The sequence below is a fragment of the Methylorubrum podarium genome (genome assembly GCF_040270385.1).
In the GTDB taxonomy this organism is placed as follows: domain Bacteria; phylum Pseudomonadota; class Alphaproteobacteria; order Rhizobiales; family Beijerinckiaceae; genus Methylobacterium; species Methylobacterium podarium.
Genome location: NZ_JBELQE010000085.1, coordinates 11942 through 28987, shown reverse-complemented (window position 1 = coordinate 28987; position 17046 = coordinate 11942). Strand labels below are relative to the sequence as shown.

The 17046-nt window shown below is 70.7% G+C and carries 14 protein-coding genes; 4 read left to right on the top strand and 10 right to left on the bottom strand.

Going from position 1 to position 17046, the window contains the following annotated elements; translation table 11 throughout:
• Positions 1-42: 42 nt before the first annotated feature.
• Positions 43-309, bottom strand: a complete 267-nt coding sequence (locus ABS772_RS16015) for a hypothetical protein (RefSeq protein ID WP_350395828.1) — start codon at positions 307-309, stop codon at positions 43-45.
• Between the two features lie 200 nt (positions 310-509).
• Here ABS772_RS16015 and ABS772_RS16010 point away from each other — a divergent pair, with 200 nt between their 5' ends.
• On the top strand, positions 510-1145 hold the full coding sequence (locus ABS772_RS16010) for a glutathione S-transferase N-terminal domain-containing protein (protein ID WP_238257243.1): 636 nt from the start codon (positions 510-512) through the stop codon (positions 1143-1145).
• A gap of 1075 nt (positions 1146-2220) precedes the next feature.
• On the opposite strand, the gene tolB is transcribed toward ABS772_RS16010, so the two are convergent.
• The 8 genes from tolB to ruvB form a co-directional block, all read right to left on the bottom strand.
• On the bottom strand, positions 2221-3561 hold the full coding sequence (gene tolB, locus ABS772_RS16005; protein ID WP_350395827.1) for a Tol-Pal system beta propeller repeat protein TolB: 1341 nt from the start codon (positions 3559-3561) through the stop codon (positions 2221-2223).
• Between the two features lie 78 nt (positions 3562-3639).
• Positions 3640-5010, bottom strand: a complete 1371-nt coding sequence (gene tolA, locus ABS772_RS16000) for a cell envelope integrity protein TolA (protein ID WP_350395826.1) — start codon at positions 5008-5010, stop codon at positions 3640-3642.
• A 14-nt stretch (positions 5011-5024) separates the two neighbouring features.
• Positions 5025-5474: an ExbD/TolR family protein gene (locus ABS772_RS15995; protein ID WP_012456993.1), complete on the bottom strand. Its 450-nt coding sequence runs from the start codon at positions 5472-5474 to the stop codon at positions 5025-5027.
• 31 nt (positions 5475-5505) lie between these two features.
• Entirely contained in the window at positions 5506-6222 is a 717-nt protein-coding gene (tolQ, locus tag ABS772_RS15990) for a protein TolQ (RefSeq protein WP_238257247.1), read from the bottom strand.
• Positions 6223-6508: 286 nt separating this feature from the next.
• Positions 6509-6940 (bottom strand): tol-pal system-associated acyl-CoA thioesterase, encoded by a 432-nt coding sequence (gene ybgC / locus ABS772_RS15985; RefSeq protein ID WP_350395825.1) that lies wholly within the window; start codon positions 6938-6940, stop codon positions 6509-6511.
• Positions 6941-7097: 157 nt separating this feature from the next.
• Complete coding sequence (locus tag ABS772_RS15980; RefSeq protein WP_350395824.1) at positions 7098-7811, bottom strand: DUF4142 domain-containing protein; 714 nt, start codon at positions 7809-7811, stop codon at positions 7098-7100.
• Between the two features lie 296 nt (positions 7812-8107).
• Positions 8108-9076, bottom strand: coding sequence for a metallophosphoesterase (locus ABS772_RS15975; RefSeq protein ID WP_350395823.1), 969 nt, complete (start codon positions 9074-9076; stop codon positions 8108-8110).
• On the bottom strand, positions 9069-10139 hold the full coding sequence (ruvB, locus tag ABS772_RS15970) for a Holliday junction branch migration DNA helicase RuvB (RefSeq protein WP_238258203.1): 1071 nt from the start codon (positions 10137-10139) through the stop codon (positions 9069-9071). Before ruvB ends, ABS772_RS15975 begins: the two co-directional genes overlap by 8 nt.
• Positions 10140-10332: 193 nt before the next feature.
• Here ruvB and ABS772_RS15965 point away from each other — a divergent pair, with 193 nt between their 5' ends.
• The 3 genes from ABS772_RS15965 to ABS772_RS15955 all read left to right on the top strand — a co-directional run bounded on the left by ABS772_RS15965 (position 10333) and on the right by ABS772_RS15955 (position 14180).
• Positions 10333-12132 carry a L,D-transpeptidase family protein gene (locus ABS772_RS15965; RefSeq protein ID WP_350395822.1) on the top strand — a complete coding sequence of 600 codons (1800 nt, stop codon included), beginning with the start codon at positions 10333-10335 and terminating at the stop codon, positions 12130-12132.
• A gap of 144 nt (positions 12133-12276) precedes the next feature.
• A complete protein-coding gene (locus ABS772_RS15960; RefSeq protein ID WP_238255360.1) occupies positions 12277-12804 on the top strand; it encodes a Dps family protein in 528 nt (175 codons plus the stop codon).
• Between the two features lie 554 nt (positions 12805-13358).
• Entirely contained in the window at positions 13359-14180 is an 822-nt protein-coding gene (locus ABS772_RS15955; protein ID WP_350395821.1) for an IS110 family RNA-guided transposase, read from the top strand.
• Between the two features lie 145 nt (positions 14181-14325).
• On the opposite strand, the gene ABS772_RS15950 is transcribed toward ABS772_RS15955, so the two are convergent.
• Positions 14326-17028, bottom strand: coding sequence for a bifunctional acetate--CoA ligase family protein/GNAT family N-acetyltransferase (locus tag ABS772_RS15950; RefSeq protein ID WP_350395820.1), 2703 nt, complete (start codon positions 17026-17028; stop codon positions 14326-14328).
• Between the last annotated feature and the right edge of the window lie 18 nt (positions 17029-17046).

Sequence of the window (17046 nt, the reverse complement as noted above, 5' to 3'; positions counted from 1 at the left end):
GGTTCACGAACGGCCTGCCCCGTCAACGGCGCGGACGGTCCGTCAGGCCTTCTGCTCCTTCAGGCGCTTGACGCACTTGCTGTAATATTGCGGCCATTTCGGCCCCTGGGCCGCCTTCTCGGTGGCCGAGAGCGCGCGCCACTCGGCGCCGCACTTCTTCTGCCGCTCGCGGGCGGCGGATTGGGCCACGCTCGGCTCCTTCGCCGTCTCCTTGGCGCTCGGTGCGTTCCAGGTGTCCTTGGCCGTCGCGGCCTGAGCCAGGAGGAGCGGTGCCGCCATCAGGGCGGCGGCGAGGAGACGAGAGAGCATCGGGCAACTCCGGAGGGACGGATTCGGCAGCGTCGCCGTCCACGCCGCATCACAGCCGCATCGGCGGCCAAAGAGCAAGCGCCCTCTGCAACTTGCACACGATTGCAGACAGGCTTGGCCGTCGGCTTGAGCCGCCGGCCCGTTCCGCGCTACCTCCTTAGCCGAGGATGGGCGCGGGCCCGCTTTCCCGGGATGCCAGCATGGCGGTCACGACGGCGCAGCCGATCGAACTCTACACCTGGAGCACGCCGAACGGGTGGAAGATCCCGATCATGCTCGAGGAGTGCGGGCTGCCCTACCGGGTCGTGCCGGTGAATATCGGGAAGGGCGAGCAGATGGCGCCCGACTTCCTCGCCATCTCGCCCAACAACAAGATCCCGGCCATCGTCGATCCGGACGGGCCGGGCGGGGCGCCGATCTCGGTGTTCGAGTCGGGCGCGATCCTGCAATATCTCGGGCGCAAGACCGGCTGCCTCTATCCCAGCGACGAGCGCGCCCGCACTGCCGTGGACGAGTGGCTGTTCTGGCAGGTGGGCGGCCTCGGGCCGATGCTGGGGCAGGCCCACCATTTCCGCATCTACGCGCAGGACAAGATCCCCTACGCCATCGAGCGGTTCACGGAGGAGGCCAAGCGCCTCTACGGCGTCCTCGACCGGCGGCTCGCCGCGCACGAATACCTCGCCGACGCCTACTCGATCGCCGACATCGCCGCGCTGACCTGGGCCAAGTTCCACGGCAAGCAGGGCATCGAACTCGACGGCCATCCGAACGTGCGCCGCTGGCTCGACGCGCTGCTCGCCCGCCCGGCCGTGCAACGCGGGCTCGCGGCGATCTGATCGACCGCGGACCGGCACGCCTGCTGGGTGCGTCGTGCCGGCCCGCGAGCCTGTCCGGTTGCCGGGGGGGGGAGCGGCCAGGACAGGCAGGACAGTCTCGCCGACGATTGATGCTGGTTTGTGTCGATGCCTCGACGGCGCGCTCGCGCCGGACCTCCGCCGTCCTGCCGAAAACCGTCGTTTTCGGCCCGCTGCACATCGGACTTTTCCATCGTGCGCCGTAAGCCGTTGCCGGCGAACGATTTTGTCGATCAAGCATTCGCTAGGACGAGAAACAGTCGGCTTGGCAGCAAATTCCCGCTTGACGGCCTGCCAATACGGACGCAGTCTCTATCCGTGCTTCGCGGTCGCAAGCACATCGGCCAGGAAACCGGGTGGTCCGCGCACGGTTTGTTGGCGAAAGCTGGAGGAGACAGGGATGACTCCACCGCAGCGCAAAGCCGCTACGATAGCCTGAGAACCCGTTCGGTCTCGGACTTAGCGGCCCGCCACGAACACCGGACGGAAGCGGATCCCTAGGGGCGCAGAAGCGGCCGACACGGCGCGACTTCGAACACGCATCAGCCCCACCTCTGGACCGCTTCCGCCGCGGTTTTTATCGCGATCCAGACGAGTTTCTGCCGTGCCGGCCGTCGAGGCCCGCGCGGATTTCGTCGTTGGCGCGAGGCCGGAAGCCGGCCTTCGCGGCGCTCCTCATGCTGAGGCGCCCGCGAAAGCGGGCCTCGAAGCACGCCGCGACGCTTCACCCGATAGAGCGATGCCTTCGGATCGGGCGTTCCGGCGTGCTTCGAGGCCGAGCTTGCTCCTGGCACCTCAGAATGAGGAGCGATGCGCTTGCCAAAGCAGCGCGGTCGAGCACGCTCACGGAGGCGCGCGCGACTCGACCGCTTTGATACGGTTTCCGGTTGGAACGCCTCGGCGTCTCCGCCGTCATTGCGAGGCGAAGCCGTGGCAATCCAGGGCGCGACCTTTCCGGAGAGGTCGCGCTCTGGATCGCTTCGGCTCCGCCTCGCGATGACGGGATGGGCAAAGCTCGAGGGGATCAGCCGGAACTCGTGCGGCTCCGACCGTCGGCCTACTTCCCCGATAGGAGCGGCGACCAGGTCGGATCCGAGGCGAAAGACGGGGTCGGCACCGGCTGCTCCACCTTGCCGGTGATGTCGACCATGTAGAGCTTGCCGCCGCCCTGGCCGCCGGGATCGCGGAAGAACATCACGTACTGGCCGTTCGGCGCGAAGGTCGGGCTCTCGTTGTGGAAGCCCTCCGTCAGCACCCGCTCGCCCGAGCCGTCGGGCTTCATCACGCAGATGGCGAAGCCGCCCTTCCGCTGCCGGGTGAAGGCGATGAGGTCGCCGCGGGGCGACCAGGCCGGCTGCGAGGCCGAGCCTTCGCCGAACGAGAGGCGGCGCGGGTTCGAGCCGTCCGCTCCCATCACGTAGATCTGCTGCGAGCCGCCGCGGTCGGATTCGAACACGATCTGACTGCCGTCCGGCGAGTAGCTCGGCGAGGTGTCGATCGCCAGTCCCTGCGTGACCGGCGTCTGCGCCTTCGACGCGAGATCGACGGTGACGATGTCGGCGTTGCCGCCCTGCTGCACGCTCATCACGAGGCGGCGCCCGTCCGGGGAGAAGCGCGGGCTGGCGCTCATCGAGGCGAAGTTGCCGACCGTCTGGCGCTTGCCGGTCTCCAGGTCGATCATCTGGACCTTCGGCTGCTGGCCCGTCGCCTGGGTCATGAAGGCGATGTCCTGCCCCGCCGGCGAGTAGCGCGGGGCCACCACCGAGACGTCGCCGCCGCCGGTCAGCGCGCGGACATTGGCGCCGTCCTGATCCATCACCATCAGGCGCTTGCGGCGGTGCTCCTTCGGACCGGATTCGTCGACATAGGCGACGCGGCTGTCGAACCACGGGCCGAGGCCGGTGACCTTGGTGTAGACCGCGTCCGACACGAGATGGCCGGTGCGGCGGGCGTTGGCGACGTCGGTGCCGTATTGCTGACCCGTGATCTGCTGGCCCGAGGCCACGTCCCAGAGGCGGAAGGCGACGGTGAGACGGCCCGAAGCGTCGCGCCCGACCCGGCCGGTCACCAACGCCTGGACGCCCGCGCCCTTCCACGCCTCGAAGTTCGGCGCCGCGTCGAAGCTCGGATTCTCAGGGAAGCGCCCCTTCTCCAGCGGCGTGAAGTAGCCGGAGCGGCGCAGGTTGTTGGTGATGACGCTGGAGACCAGCGTGCCGAGGCTCGCGTCACCCGCGAAGTCGGCGACCGCGATCGGCATCGGCTGGAAGGCGCCGCTGCCGATGCGGAGCTGGAGCTGCGCCCGCGCCGGGGTGGCGGCGGGCAGCGCCAGGGCGAGAACGCCGAGCGCGGCCGTCAGAGCCGGCAGGAGGGCGCGCCGCGTGAAGGCTGTTCCAGGCATGGGACAAGTCCAGGTCAGTCAAAGGAGTGCGAGAGAGGAAGGCCGAGACGGGGTGGATCGGCTGGTCGAGCCGGCGGATCACACGGGCGAGAACTCGAACTCGGCGTTGATGGCCTTCCAGTCGTTGTAATACGGCGCGTACTGGGCCGGGATCTTGTAGGGCGCGCAGCGCCGCACCGCCCGGAGCGCCGCCTGGGCGATCGATTGATCGACCGAGTTGTTTCCGGCGCGCATCACGCGGGGCTCAGCCGTGAGCGAACCGTCCGGATTGAGGCGGATGTCGAGCATCGGCAGCACCACGCCCTGCGTCGCGCCCGGCGGCGCCGAGTAGCACCGCTCGATCTGCTGCTGCAGCATGCCGACGAGGGCGTCGCGCAGGGACGGCGAGAGGCGCTGGGCGTTGCCGGTCGCCGCGCCGAGCGAGGCGGTGCGCTGGACCTCGCGCCCGGTCGAGCCGGTCGATTGCGAGGCGGCGCGCGTGTTCGTCTCGCGGCTGTCGCCGGGGCTGGCCCTGTTGGCGAGTTCTGCCTGCTGGCGTGCCTTGGCCTCGGCGTCGGCCTTCGCCTTGGCGTCGGCCATCGCCTTCGCCTTGGCTTTCGCGGCGGCCTCGGCCTTGGCCTTCGCCTCGGCTTCCGCCTTGGCCTTGGCTTCGGCGACCTGCTTGCGGTGCTCGGCTTCCGCCTCGGCCTTCGCGGCGGCCTCGGCCTTGGCCTTCGCTTCGGCCTCCGCCTTGGCATGGGCCTCGGCGTCCGCCTTGGCCTTGGCCTCCGCCTTCGCTTTCGCCTCGGCGCGCGCCTTGGCCTTGGCCTCGGCGGCCTTCTCGGCTGCCTTGGCGGCGGCTTCGGCCTCCGCCTGCTCGCGCTCGACCAGCTTCTGGAGTTCCTCGCGCTTCTCGGCCTCCGCCTTCGCGGCGGCGGCTTTGGCCTCGGCCGCCTTGGCAGCCTCGGCCTTCGCGGCGGCATCCGCCTTCGCCTTGGCTTCGGCCTTGGCCTTCGCCTCGGCCGCCTTGGCGGCAGCGGCCTTCTCGGCCTCGGCCTTGGCGGCTTCCGCCTTCGCGGCGGCGGCCTCCGCCTCCTCCTTCACCGGATCGGCGGTGTCGGCGCGCAGCGGCATCGCGTCGACGGCGGCGAGCCGGGTGTCGGCGGTGCGGGTGGGGGCGGCCGGCGCGTCGGTCTTCGCGTTCTCGGGCTCGCGCTGCTCCACCTTCTCGGAAACGCGGTCGGCACGGTTCGGATTGTTCTGCGGCTTCTCGGCGTTGCGCTCGCCGCGGGTCAGCTCGGAGAATTGCTGCTCGGTCAGCACCTCGACCGGCACGCCTTCCTGGGCGTCGGGCAGGGCCGGGGCCGCGACCGCGAACAGCGCGAGGCCCAGCACGGCGGCGTGCGCGCCAGCCGAGATCCAGACACCCGGCTCGCGATTGCGAAGAGATTCGGGCCAGCGCAGAGCCACTTCGTCCCGCTCCGCTAATTCGATTCCGGCTCGGTGACGAGGGCGACCTTCTTGAAGCCGCCGCCGGTCACGATCGCCATCACCTGGGCCACGCGCCCGTAATCGACCCGCTTGTCGCCGCGCACGAACACGCGCTCCTCTGTGCCGGTCTTGGCCGTCTGCATGAGCTGGGGCACGATGTCGTCGTCCTTCAGCTCGACCTCGCCGAGATAGACCTCGCCGGTGCGGCGGATCGAGAGCGTGATCGGCTTGACGTCGGAGTTGAGCGGGCTCGCCTTCGATTGCGGCAGGTCGAGGGGCACGCCCACCGTCATCATCGGTGCGGCCACCATGAAGACGATCAGCAGCACCAGCACGACGTCGATGAACGGCGTCATGTTGATCTCGTTGATGGCGCCGTGCCCGCGGCGTCCACGGCGGCGGCGCTTGCCGCCGCCCTGCGCCGCGCCGTGCGTCATGCCCATAAGCCTGGCTCCCGCTTCAGCAACGATTCGGTCAGGCGGCGACCGAGAGGCGCTCGTCGATCTGGCGCGAGAGGATCGCCGAGAACTCGTCGGCGAAGCCTTCGAGCCGCGACTGCGACTTGGCGACGGAGGCCTGGAGCTTGTTGTAGGCGAGCACCGCGGGAATCGCCGCGAACAGGCCGATGGCGGTGGCGAACAGCGCCTCGGCGATGCCCGGGGCCACGACGGCGAGCGAGGTGTTCTTCGAGGCCGCGATCGAGGTGAAGGCGGTCATGATGCCCCAGACGGTGCCGAACAGGCCGATATACGGGCCGGCCGAGCCGATCGAGGCGAGGAACAGGAGCTTCGAATCGAGTCGCTCGACCTCGCGCTGGATGGTGACGTCGAGCACCTTGTCGATGCGCTGCGACAGCGAGTGGATCTGCCGGCCCGAGCCCTCGAAGGAGCGCTTCCATTCCCGCATGGCGGCGACGAACAGGGCGCCGAGCCCGGTCGGCTGGCGGTCGTTGAAGGAGCGGTAGAGCTCCTCCAGCGAGCGGCCGGACCAGAACGCCTCCTCGAAGGCATCCATCTCCGCTTCCGTGCGGCGGAACAGCAGCGTCTTGTCGACGATGATCGACCAGCACCAGATCGAGGCGCCGAGCAGGCCCATCATCACGATCTTCACGACGAAGTGGGCCTGCCAGAACAGGCCGAACAGGCTCATGTCTGCGACGGGCGCGGCCTGCATGGCATCGGCTGGGGTCATCGAACGATCCTCGCGTCGTCAGGGCCGCGCCACCGCGGGCCGGACTGCCGACTGATCCTTTGAGCGATGAGACCTGAGATCACTCGCGAATCTGTCGAAAGTATGGGTCGGGGCCCGGTCTCGGACGGCCCGCATCGGCGCTGCCCGTGCAGGAGTCTAAGCTCGCGACAGGGTTAAGAAACCGTTGCGTGGACCGGGATCCGACCGCTCGCGGGATCGACGCACCCTGTCCCGCCGCGGATCATGAGGCTGGGAGCGGGGCCGATGATCGGTCGTCCCGTCGACGTCAGGCGGGTCCGAGTTCGGAGGGCGTGAGCGCGCGGCGCAGGCTCTCGGGCAGGCGGATCGCCCGCCCGTTCCGCACGCAGGCGACGACGACCTCGGCGCGCACCAGCACCTCGTCGCCGCGGCGGACTTCCTGAGCCAGATGCATGGATGCGCCGCGCAACTCGCTCGAGCGGGTATGGACCTCGATCAGGTCGTCCATGCGGGCGGGCTTCAGGAAGTCGAGGGTCATCTTCCGCACGACGAAGACGAGACCCGCTCCCTCCGCATGAAGGTCCGACTGGTCGCCCGCGAGCCCGCGCAGAAGCTCGGTGCGCCCGCGCTCCATGAAGCGCAGATAGCTCGCGTGGTAGACGAAGCCCGAGAAGTCGGTGTCCTCGTAGTAGACGCGCAGCGGGAGGCGGTGCGCGTCGGCGCCTGTCATCGGATCCATGGGTATCCGGCTTTGAGGAGGAGGCCGGTCTTTACCGGCTCCGGCCCGCGGTGGCGAGAGGCGGCCGGGAGCCGAGAACGGTCCGACCGGGTGCCGAAACGGAAAGGGGCCACCCCCTTGCGAGGGCGGCCCCTTTTCAGCGTCGGGCGCGGGTCGATCAGCCGCCGAGGCGGTCGGCGAGCGTCGCGGACCGGGCGTGCTCGTCGGCGATGTAGGGCAGCGCCTCGTTGGCGAAGGTGCGGCCGGCGGTGCTGTCGCCGTTGCGGGCGTAGCTGCTGTAGAGGGCGAGCGTGCGGGCGTCCGAGCGGGCCTGCTCGTTGACGTAGGTGCGGTCGAACTCGCGGGCGGACCGGGCCGAGCGGAGGCGCTCGATGCGTTGCTGTCCGTTCGGGCCGAGCGCGACGCGGCGACCGGGCTCGGCCGGGCTGTTGTCGATGAGGCCGACGCCGCCGAGCACGCCGCCGACGATGCCGGTGCCGATGTTGGCGGCGAGCGTCACCGGAGCCAGCACCACGCCGACCGGATTGTCGAGGCGGGTCGGGATGCCTTGATTGTCGGAGACGACGCGGCCGCTGGCGGAGAGGGACGTGCCCTCGGGCAGAAGCGCCTTGGTGGTGGCCTCACGCTCGACCAGCACCCGGTTGGCGTAGTTGCGCACGCGCGGGTTGCGGGACCGCTCGAGGGCGATCCGGCTCGCCTCGATGCTGGCGGCGTCCGAGCGCAGCGCCTCGGCGCGGAACTCCGGGGTCGAGGTGGCCGCGGCACCGATCGGCGCGTCCGCACCGATTCGAAGGGGCAGCGCGTCCTGGGCCAGGGCGGGCGTGGCGAGGGCGACGGACAGGCCGAGAGCGGCCAGGACGGTCGACTTCATGGCGGATGTTTCCTTGAAGGTCGTGCTTGGGATCGGTGTTTCGGGCCGGCGCTCCCGAGGAGCGGGGTCGCGGCCTCAACTTGTGCGGTGCATGCATGTTCCGCCGGCGCACAATCCTGTGATCAAAGGATTTAAGCTTCACCGTTCTCGCAAGCGGTGAACAGGGCGCGCCCGAAAAGGGCATGAAAATCAACGATGATTGGCGGTAGCCAGCGCTCCGGAGGTGAGCGAACGACACCCTACGCCGGTAGCCCGTCCCGGTTCATCGATCGGTCTGATATGCTCTCGATGCATATCTAGAAGATGGGTTTCCCGTCCCCGCCGAGGTCGATCACGACGATCTCGGGCGGTACGCCGAGCCGCACCGGGGCGATGCTCATGCCGAGGCCGCCGGAGACGATGAGGTCCGTCTGCTCGCGCACATGGCCGTAGGCGAAGCGGTTCTTGTAGCGCGAGGGCACGACCGGCGCGTAGCCGAACAGGCGCACCTGCCCGCCATGCGTGTGGCCCGAGAGCGTGAGGGTGATCCGCGCCGGCACCTGGGGAAAGATGTCGGGCTCGTGGGCCATCAGGATCGCGGGAGCGCCCTCCGGGATCTGCGCGAGCGTGCCGGGCAGGTCGTCGACGCCGATCCGGGGATGGCCGCGCTTGCGGGCGCTCGGCACGAAGGCGATCTGGTCGCCGAGCCCGGCGAGCCAGACCTCGTGCCCCCGCACCGCGAGCGGCAGCGCCTCGTTCTGCAGCACGCGGATGCCGTTTCGCCGCAGGGCCTCCCCCGCGATCGTCGGACCGCTGCCGCGCGCCTGCGCCCCCCTGTCCTCCCACCAGTCGTGATTGCCGAGGATCGCGTAGGTGCCGAGCGGCGCCCGCAGCCCGCCGAGGATCGGTCCCCACTCGGCGGCGTCGACGTAGCGGGTGACGAGGTTCATGCCGGAGACGTAGTCGCCGAGCAGCACCGTCACGTCGCCCTTCAGGGCGTTCGCGGCGGCGACGATCCCCTCGATGCGCGCGGCCGACATCCACGGCTCGCAGGCATGGATGTCGGACAGGGCGACGATCCGCAGCCTCAGGCCCTCCGGCCAGGGGCCCATCGGCCGCAGGCTGTAGCGGGTGACGGTGAGGCGCATCGGCTCGAGGCCGACGGCGTAGGCGCCCGTGCCGGCGCCGGTCAGGGCCGTCGCGCCGAGACCGATCAGCACCGTGCGGCGGGTGACGGAGACGGGTGGTCCGCCGCGCGTCGAGGCGCGATCGTCCGCCTCAGGCATCCGGGTCGTCGCTGCCGCCGAACAGGCCGAACTGCGTGCCCGGATCGCGGCGCGGCTCGGCGAAGCCCATGTGGCGGAAGGCGTGCGGCGTCAGCACCCGCCCGCGGGGCGTGCGCTGCACGAAGCCCTTCTGGATCAGGTAGGGCTCGATGATGTCCTCGATCGCGTCGCGCGGCTCGGAGAGGGCCGCGGCGATGGTCTCGATGCCGACCGGGCCGCCGCCGAAGGAGGTGGCGATCAGGGTGAGGTACTTGCGGTCCATCACGTCGAGGCCGACGGGATCGACGTCGAGCATCTGCAGCGCGCGGTCGGCGATGGCGCGGCTCACCGTCTGCGCCTCCTCGACGATGGCGAAGTCGCGCACCCGGCGCAGCAGGCGGCCGGCGATGCGCGGCGTGCCGCGGGCGCGCTTGGCGATCTCGTTGGCGCCCTCCTCCGACATGCCGAGGCCGAGCACCCGCGCACCGCGGCGGACGATGAGTTCGAGCTCGTCGATCTCGTAGAATTCGAGCCGGATCGGGATGCCGAAGCGGTCGCGCAGGGGCGTGGTGAGCAGGCCCGCGCGGGTCGTGGCGCCGACGAGGGTGAATTTCGGCAGCTCGATCTTCACCGAGCGGGCGGCCGGGCCTTCGCCGATGATGAGGTCGAGCTGGTAATCCTCCATCGCGGGATAGAGGATCTCCTCCACCGCCGGGTTGAGGCGGTGGATCTCGTCGATGAACAGGACGTCGCGCTCATCGAGGTTGGTGAGCTGCGCGGCGAGGTCGCCGGCCTTGGCGATGACCGGGCCGGAGGTCGAGCGGAAGTTCACGCCGAGTTCGCGGGCGACGATCTGGGCCAGGGTCGTCTTGCCGAGCCCCGGCGGGCCGACGAACAGGACGTGGTCGAGGGCCTGGCCGGTCTTCTTGGCCGCCTCGATGAAGATCTGCATGTTGGCGCGGGCCGCCCGCTGCCCGATGAACTCGGCGAGGCTCAACGGCCGGATCGACTGATCGACGTCGTCCGCCCTGCGCTCGGGGTTCAACAGGGTCTTGCCGGGTCTGGCGGTCTTGTCTTCGCTCACGGGGGTCTCGCGGGGCGTCGGCTGACCTCGCGTTTTGCACATCCGGCGCGCCGGGGCCACCGCGGCCGATCGGCCCCGTGCGATGGGGGCGACGGAGAGGCGACGTGCCGCGGCACACGCCGCGCGGGAGGCCTTCAGCGAGTTGGTAACCAACACTGCGGATGATCGCCGCGTGCTCCCGACGAGATCCGTGATGCCGAACGTTCCCTCCGCCCCGCGCGGGCTCCGCCGCGCCCGGCTCCTCGGCGGCACCGGCGCCGCCCTCGCCCTGCTCCTCGCCGCCCCGCTCCGGGCCGAGCCCGCGCCCGAGATGCAGCCCGATTCTCGCATCAACCTGCGGATCGAGCCGAAGGCCGAGGGCGCGCCGGAACCGAAGCGGGAGCTGCGGGCCGATCCGAAGCCGGAGCCGCGCCGGGAGAAGGCCGAGGCCAAACCCGACGCGAAGCCCGATTCGAAGCCCGATCCGAAAGCGGACCCGAAGCTGGAGCGCCCGACCGCCGACACCGTGGCCGTCCCGACCGAGACGCCGGCCAAGAAGGTGTCGCGCGAGCTGCCGCCGGTCGTCTACGCCCGCGTCTCGGAGGATCCGCTGCCGACCTACACGGCGCAGACCTTCATGGACACGATGCGCGCCGCCGAGCGCTATCAGGTCTATGCCGAGGCCGGCGGCTGGAAGACGCTGCCAGCCGACTTCGCGCCGAAGCCCGGCGACAGCCACCCGGCGATCCCGTCCCTGCGCCACCATCTCACGCTGACCGGCGACCTTCCCGCCGACGCGCCGCCGTCCGACCGCTACGATCCGCCGCTGGTGGCCGCGGTGAAGGCGTTCCAGGCCCGCCACGGCCTGCCGGATGCCGGCATCCTCGGCCGCCTGACGCTCAACGCCCTCAACGTGCCGGCGGATGTGCGCCAGCGACAGCTGCGCGCCTCGGCGCAGCGGCTGATGGGCTCGAATTTCGGCTTCGGCGAGCGCTACGTCACCGTGAACATCCCCTCCGCCACCGTCGAGGCGGTGGAGAGCGGCACCGTCACGCGCCGCTACGTCGCGGTGGTCGGCTCGCCCGACAAGCAGACGCCGGCGGTCGAGACCCGGATCACCGACGTGAACCTCAACCCGACCTGGACCGTGCCCGTCTCGGTGATCAAGAACGAGATCATCCCGACGATGCGCAAGAATCCCGGCTATCTTGCCAAGAACCGGATCCGCATCCTCGGCCCCGGCGGCGTCGAGGTCGATCCGACCACGATCGACTGGACCACGCAGAAGGCGGCCAACTACACCCTGCGCCAGGATTCCGGCCTCGACAATTCGCTCGGGCAGATCCGCATCGACATGCCGAACCGCCACGCGATCTACATGCACGACACGCCGTCGAAGTCGCTGTTCGCGGGCTCGGTGCGCTTCCACTCGCACGGCTGCGTCCGCGTCGGACAGGTGAAGGAATTCGCCGCTTGGCTGCTCCAGGGCACCGAGGGGCCGAACGGAGCCGGCTCGACCTGGGGGCCGATCGAGATCGAGACCGCCATCGCCGGGGGCGAGCGGCGCGACGTGAAGCTCGTGAAGCCGACGCCGGTCGCCTTCGTCTACCTCACCGGCTACGCCACCTCGGACGGGCGCGTGCATTTCCGCGACGACATCTACGGGCTCGACACGCCGCCCGCCCCAGCCGCCGCGACCCCGGCTCCGGACGTGACGACGACGGGCGCCATCACGCCCCGCGCGCCGATGCCGCGCGCGTCGGTCCCGAATGCGGCGACGGCCCCTGCGTCGGCCGCGCCCGCCAGGCCGGCATCGTCGCCGGCATCGGCCAAGCCCGCCCCGGCCAGGCCGGCGGCGGCCAAGGACGCCCCCGCGTCTCCGGCGCCCGCCGCGTCGCCGCCCGCCCCTGCCGTTCCGCAGAAGCCGCAGGCCCGCAAGGCCGCGCCGCCCACGCGCGGGCAGGATGCCGAACCGGTCCTCCTGCCGCCCGGACTCGTTGGCGGGCGCGGCTGACGGCGCCACGCCCTTCCGCATCCCATCCACAGCAGCGCAGCCATGCGGGGCGGAACAAAGCCTCCGATTCCCTCATTCTGCCGATCGAGTGCCGGCGCGGTTGTCGCCGGCTGGACTTCGGTTGCAGACTGTTAGGAACTTCCCATGGCCAAGGCTAAGCCGCGCGTCTCCAGCGATCGGCTCAACACTCCGACCGATCTCGATCCGAACGACGTCAAGAAGATCTCCGAGGGCCTGACCGTCCTCCTGTCGGATCTCTTCGCGCTCTACATCAAGACCAAGAATTTCCACTGGCATGTCAGCGGGCCGAATTTTCGCGACTACCACCTGCTGCTCGACGAGCAGTCCGAGCAGATCTTCGGCATCATCGACGCGGTCGGCGAGCGCGCCCGCAAGATCGGCGGCACGACTCTGCGCTCGCTCGGTCAGGCCGACCAGCTCAAGCGCGTTCCGGACAACAACGCGGAGTATGTGAGCCCGCTGGAGATGCTCAAGGAGCTGCGCGACGACAACAAGGCGCTGACCGCCAACATGCGCGAGCTGCACGGCATCACCGACGAGGCCAACGACGTCTCGACCACGAGCCTGCTGGAAGAGTGGATCGACCAGTCCGAGGAGCGGACGTGGTTCCTCTACGAGTCGACCCGCGAGGCCACCGAAGGCGGTCACTGATCCGTTCCCCGGCACCCGAGTGCGGAGGAGCCGCCGACCCGAGAGGGTCGGCGGCTTTCTTCATTCCGGGTGGAACGGCACTTGATGCGTTATCCGTTTGATCACGTCGCGCTCTCCTTCGTCATTGCGAGGCGAAGCCGTGGCAATCCAGTGCGCGACCATTCCGGAGAGGGCGCGCCCTGGATTGTACGTTGAGTGCGTCGGTCTTTTCCGCAAACGGAACAGGAACGACAAAGGGAGGGCCGCCGGCGAGATCGTTTCTGGATCGACTCACGAGGTCGCAAGCAATCTTGATCCGTCGGCGGCGCCTCCCCGGTCTTGAGCACGAACGGTAGAGCGGGAGCAGCCCGAGCCTACAATCCGGTGCCAGAGGACCTTGCCTGTCTTGCGAAAGGCCTCGTCATGGTAGCCTCGCCCGCCCCCACCACGCCAGCCGCCCCCTGCTTTCTCGGCGCCGACATCTCGAAAGAGTGGGTCGACTTCGCCGACCTGCAGGGCCGCACCGCCCACATCGACAACACGGTCACGGCGCTGACCGCGGCCCTGTCCGAGCCGTGTCCGAGCCGTGCTGGCGCGGCTGCGCCAACCTCGTGTGCGAGGCCACCGGCGGCTACGAGCGCCCGCTGATCGAAGCCGCCGCCGCGCTGGGACTGCCGCTGCGCCGGATCCATCCCAGCCGCGCCCGCGCCTTTGCCCGGGCCAAGGCGAAGCTGGCCAAGACCGACCGGATCGACGCCGCTGTCCTGGCCGCCTTGGCCGCCTTCACCGCGGACGAGCCCGCCCCGCCGCTGCCGAGCCCGGCCCAGCGCGCGCTGGCCGAGCTGATGACCCGGCTCGGCCAGCTCAAGGATCAGCGGCAGGCCGAGCAGTGCCGGAGGGAGCGCACCGAGAGCGCCCTCGTGCGCCGCTCGATCGCCGCCAGCCTCGCCCTGCTCGACGCCCAGATCCGGGAGATCGGCGCCGCCTTGGACGAGGCCATCGCCGCCGATGCCGAACGGGCCCGCACCGCCGCCCTGCTGCGCACCTGCAAGGGCGTCGGACCCGTCGCCTGCCGCGCCCTACTGGCGTGGCTGCCGGAACTCGGCCGCCTCAACCGGCGCACGGTCGCCGCCCTGGTCGGGGTCGCGCCGATCACCTGTCACAGCGGCTCGTCGATCCGCTCGGCCAGCATCACCGGCGGACGCAAGCCGTTGCGCGACGTGCTGTTCATGGCCGCCCTGACCGCCAGCCGCCACAACCCGGTGTTCCGCAGCCTCTACGAACGCCTGCGTGCGGCCGGAAAGCCCCACAAGGTCGCCCTCATCGCCGTCGTGCGAAAGCTCGTCACCACCCTCAATGCCATGGTCCGCGCCGGAAAACCCTTCCAACCCGCTTGACCCGAGACACGGTAGATCGCTTCGGCTCCGCCTCGCGATGACGAGATGGACAAGATACGAGGTGACCAGCCGGAAACCTTATTCTACGACTTTCGGTGATCCCTCCGATCCTCGCCCGGCTTCGGCGAGGGACGCAGACCGCCGGCTACGTCCCGACCTTCAAGACCGCCTTCACGAGGCTCGGATCGTCCGGCATCGGATGCTCCACGAAGCCGAGATGGCGGCAGACCGCCCGCATCGGCCGGTTCTCGGCGAGCACGCTGCCCTCGACGCAGCCGATCCCCTCGGCCCGCGCCCAGTCGATCATCATCCGCATCAGGGCGACGCCGAGGCCGGTCCCCTTGATGTCGGAGCGGACCAGGATCGCGAACTCGCCCGCGTCGTGGTTGGCGTCGGCGTGAAGGCGCACGGCGCCGAGCATGCGCCGCCCCTCCTCCGCCGCCTCGTCGATGGCGACGAAGGCGATGGCGCGGGAGTAATCGAGCTGGGTCAGCCGGGCGAGGAAGGCGTGGCTGAAGTCGCGGACGGGGGCGAAGAAGCGCAGACGCACGTCCTCCGGATCGACCTGCGCGAAGAAGCTGCGGAACATGTCCTCGTCGTCCGGCCGCACCGGCCTGACATTCACGCACCGCTCCCCGACATCGAGACGCCGTTCCCAGTCGGACGGATAGGGGCGGATCGCGAAGCGCGGGTGCCAGTTGCCCCGGCGGCGCTCTGACGGACCCGGCTCCGGCGCGATGCGCACGCGCGCGTCGAGGGCGATCGCCCCGTCGGCGTCGGCCAGAAGCGGGTTGATGTCGAGTTCGCGCACCGCCGGCAGGTCGGCGGCGAGCTGGGCGAGCTTCACCAGCAGCAGGGCGATCGCCTGCAGATCCGCCGCCGGGACGTCGCGATAGGCCTCGAGCCGCCGGGCGACGCGGGTGCGGCCGATGAGTTCGCTCGCGAGCGCGAGGTCGAGGGGCGGCAGCGCGAGGGCGCGGTCGTCGATCACCTCCACCGCCGTGCCGCCGCGCCCGAACACGACCACCGGCCCGAAGACCGGATCCTCGGCGAGCCCCGCGATCAGCTCCCGCCCTTGCGGCCGGCGCAGCATCGGCTGCACGGCGAAGCCCGCCACCCGCGCATCGGGTCGCAGCTCTCGCACCCGCGCGATCATCGCGTGCGCCGCCTCGCGCACGTCCGCCTCCGAGGTGAGACCGAGGCGGACCCCGCCGACCTCCGACTTGTGCACCACGTCGGGCGAGACGAGCTTGAGCACCACCGTGCCGCCGCCCGCGATCAACGGCCAGGCGGCGGCCGCGGCGCCGTCGGGATCGGGGGCGAGCGTCACCGGCACCGAGACGATGCGGTAGGCGGTCAGCAACTCGGTCACGGCGTGCGGATCGAGCCAGCTGCGCCCCTCGGCCAGGGCCTGCTCCACGATCCGGCGCGCGGCGGCGACGTCCGGCGAGAAATCGCGCGGCAGGGCGTCGGGCGTGCGCATCAGGTCGGTCTGGGCCTCGCGGTAGCGCACGAGGTGCAGGAAGCCCTCGACCGCGTCGGCATCGGTCGCGAAGAGCGGGATCTTGGCCTCGGCGTAGATCGCCCGGATCGCCTCGTCCTCGCCGATCGAGACGGCGAAGACCGGCTTGCGGCGCCCGGCGGCGCGGGCCTTGGCGACGGTGCCGGCCACGGTCTCGGCCACCTCGCGGCTGCCCGCCCGCGCCGTCGGCACGTGGACGGCGACGATGGCGTCGCTGTCGCGGCCCGCGAGCAATGGTTCCAGCGCGCGGACATAGTCGCCCGGCACCGCGTCGATGCCGAGATCGAGGGGGTTGGCCTGCCGTCCGTGCCGCACCGGGGCGAGGCTCTCCAGCGTCGCCTCGGCCGGCGCCGCCAGCGTGCCGCCGCGATCGGTGAGCCGGTCGGCGGCGAGCGCCCCGATGCCGCGCCCGTTGGAGACGATCATCAGCCGGTTGCCGGGGAAGGGCCGCTGGCGGCCGAGGGTCTCCACGGCGGAGAACATGGCGTCGAGCCCGTCCACCGCCAGCAGTCCCGCCCGGCGGAAGGCGGCCTCGTAGACGGCACCGGGGCGGGCGAGCGCGCCGGTATGGGTCTCCGGCTGGCGGCCCGGCGCCTCGTGCCGGCCGGTGCGGAGCACCACGACCGGCTTGGCGCGGGCCGCCGCCCGCGCGGCGGTCAGAAATTTCCGCGCATCCGCGACGTGGTGCAGGGACAGGATGATCGCGCGGGTGTGGTAATCCTCGGCGAAGTGGTCGAGGCAGTCGGCGATGTCGATGTCGGCGGAGCGGCCCAGCGTCATCACCGCCGAGAAGCCCACCCCGTGGCGCCACCCCCACTCGGCGATGGCCGAGGCGACGGTGCCGGATTGCGAGATGAGGGCGAGGTCTCCCGGCTTCGGCGGGCGCGCGAGCAGGGTCGCGTTCAGGCCGCGCGCCGGCACGCTCAGCCCGATGCTGTCGGGGCCGATCAGCCGCAGGCCGTGCTGCCGCGCCGCCGCCTGAGCCGCGCTGACCGGGGCCGCCTCGCCGTGGCCGAGATGGGCGGACAGGATGACCGCGGCGGCGGCGCCGATCCGGCCCGCTTCGTCCACGATCGCCGGCACCGCCGCCGGGGGCGTCGCGATCATGACGAGATCGGGAGGCTCGGGCATGTCGGCGAGGCGCGGGCTGCAGGCCAGCCCGTCGACGCTGGCCTCGCGCGGGTGGACCGGGACGACGTCGCCGGCGAATCCGCCGGCGCGCAGGCCGTCGATGATCGCCCGGCCGACGGAGCCGGGGCGATCGCCCGCTCCCACCACGGCGATGCGGCGCGGCGCGAGCAGAGCCTCGAATCGATAGGTGCTCATGCGCCGCCTATAGCATTC

Excerpts from the sequence above, each read along its gene's own strand:
- ABS772_RS15960 (WP_238255360.1), top strand. The coding sequence starts at position 12,277 with ATGGCCAAGGCTAAGCCGCGCGTCTCCAGCGATCGGCTCAACACTCCG.
- ABS772_RS15950 (WP_350395820.1), bottom strand. The coding sequence starts at position 17,028 with ATGAGCACCTATCGATTCGAGGCTCTGCTCGCGCCGCGCCGCATCGCC.
- tolB (WP_350395827.1), bottom strand. The coding sequence starts at position 3,561 with ATGCCTGGAACAGCCTTCACGCGGCGCGCCCTCCTGCCGGCTCTGACG.
- ABS772_RS16010 (WP_238257243.1), top strand. The coding sequence starts at position 510 with ATGGCGGTCACGACGGCGCAGCCGATCGAACTCTACACCTGGAGCACG.
- ABS772_RS15995 (WP_012456993.1), bottom strand. The coding sequence starts at position 5,474 with ATGGGCATGACGCACGGCGCGGCGCAGGGCGGCGGCAAGCGCCGCCGC.
- ABS772_RS15980 (WP_350395824.1), bottom strand. The coding sequence starts at position 7,811 with ATGAAGTCGACCGTCCTGGCCGCTCTCGGCCTGTCCGTCGCCCTCGCC.
- ABS772_RS15975 (WP_350395823.1), bottom strand. The coding sequence starts at position 9,076 with ATGCCTGAGGCGGACGATCGCGCCTCGACGCGCGGCGGACCACCCGTC.
- ybgC (WP_350395825.1), bottom strand. The coding sequence starts at position 6,940 with ATGGATCCGATGACAGGCGCCGACGCGCACCGCCTCCCGCTGCGCGTC.
- ABS772_RS16015 (WP_350395828.1), bottom strand. The coding sequence starts at position 309 with ATGCTCTCTCGTCTCCTCGCCGCCGCCCTGATGGCGGCACCGCTCCTC.
- tolQ (WP_238257247.1), bottom strand. The coding sequence starts at position 6,222 with ATGACCCCAGCCGATGCCATGCAGGCCGCGCCCGTCGCAGACATGAGC.
- ABS772_RS15965 (WP_350395822.1), top strand. The coding sequence starts at position 10,333 with ATGCCGAACGTTCCCTCCGCCCCGCGCGGGCTCCGCCGCGCCCGGCTC.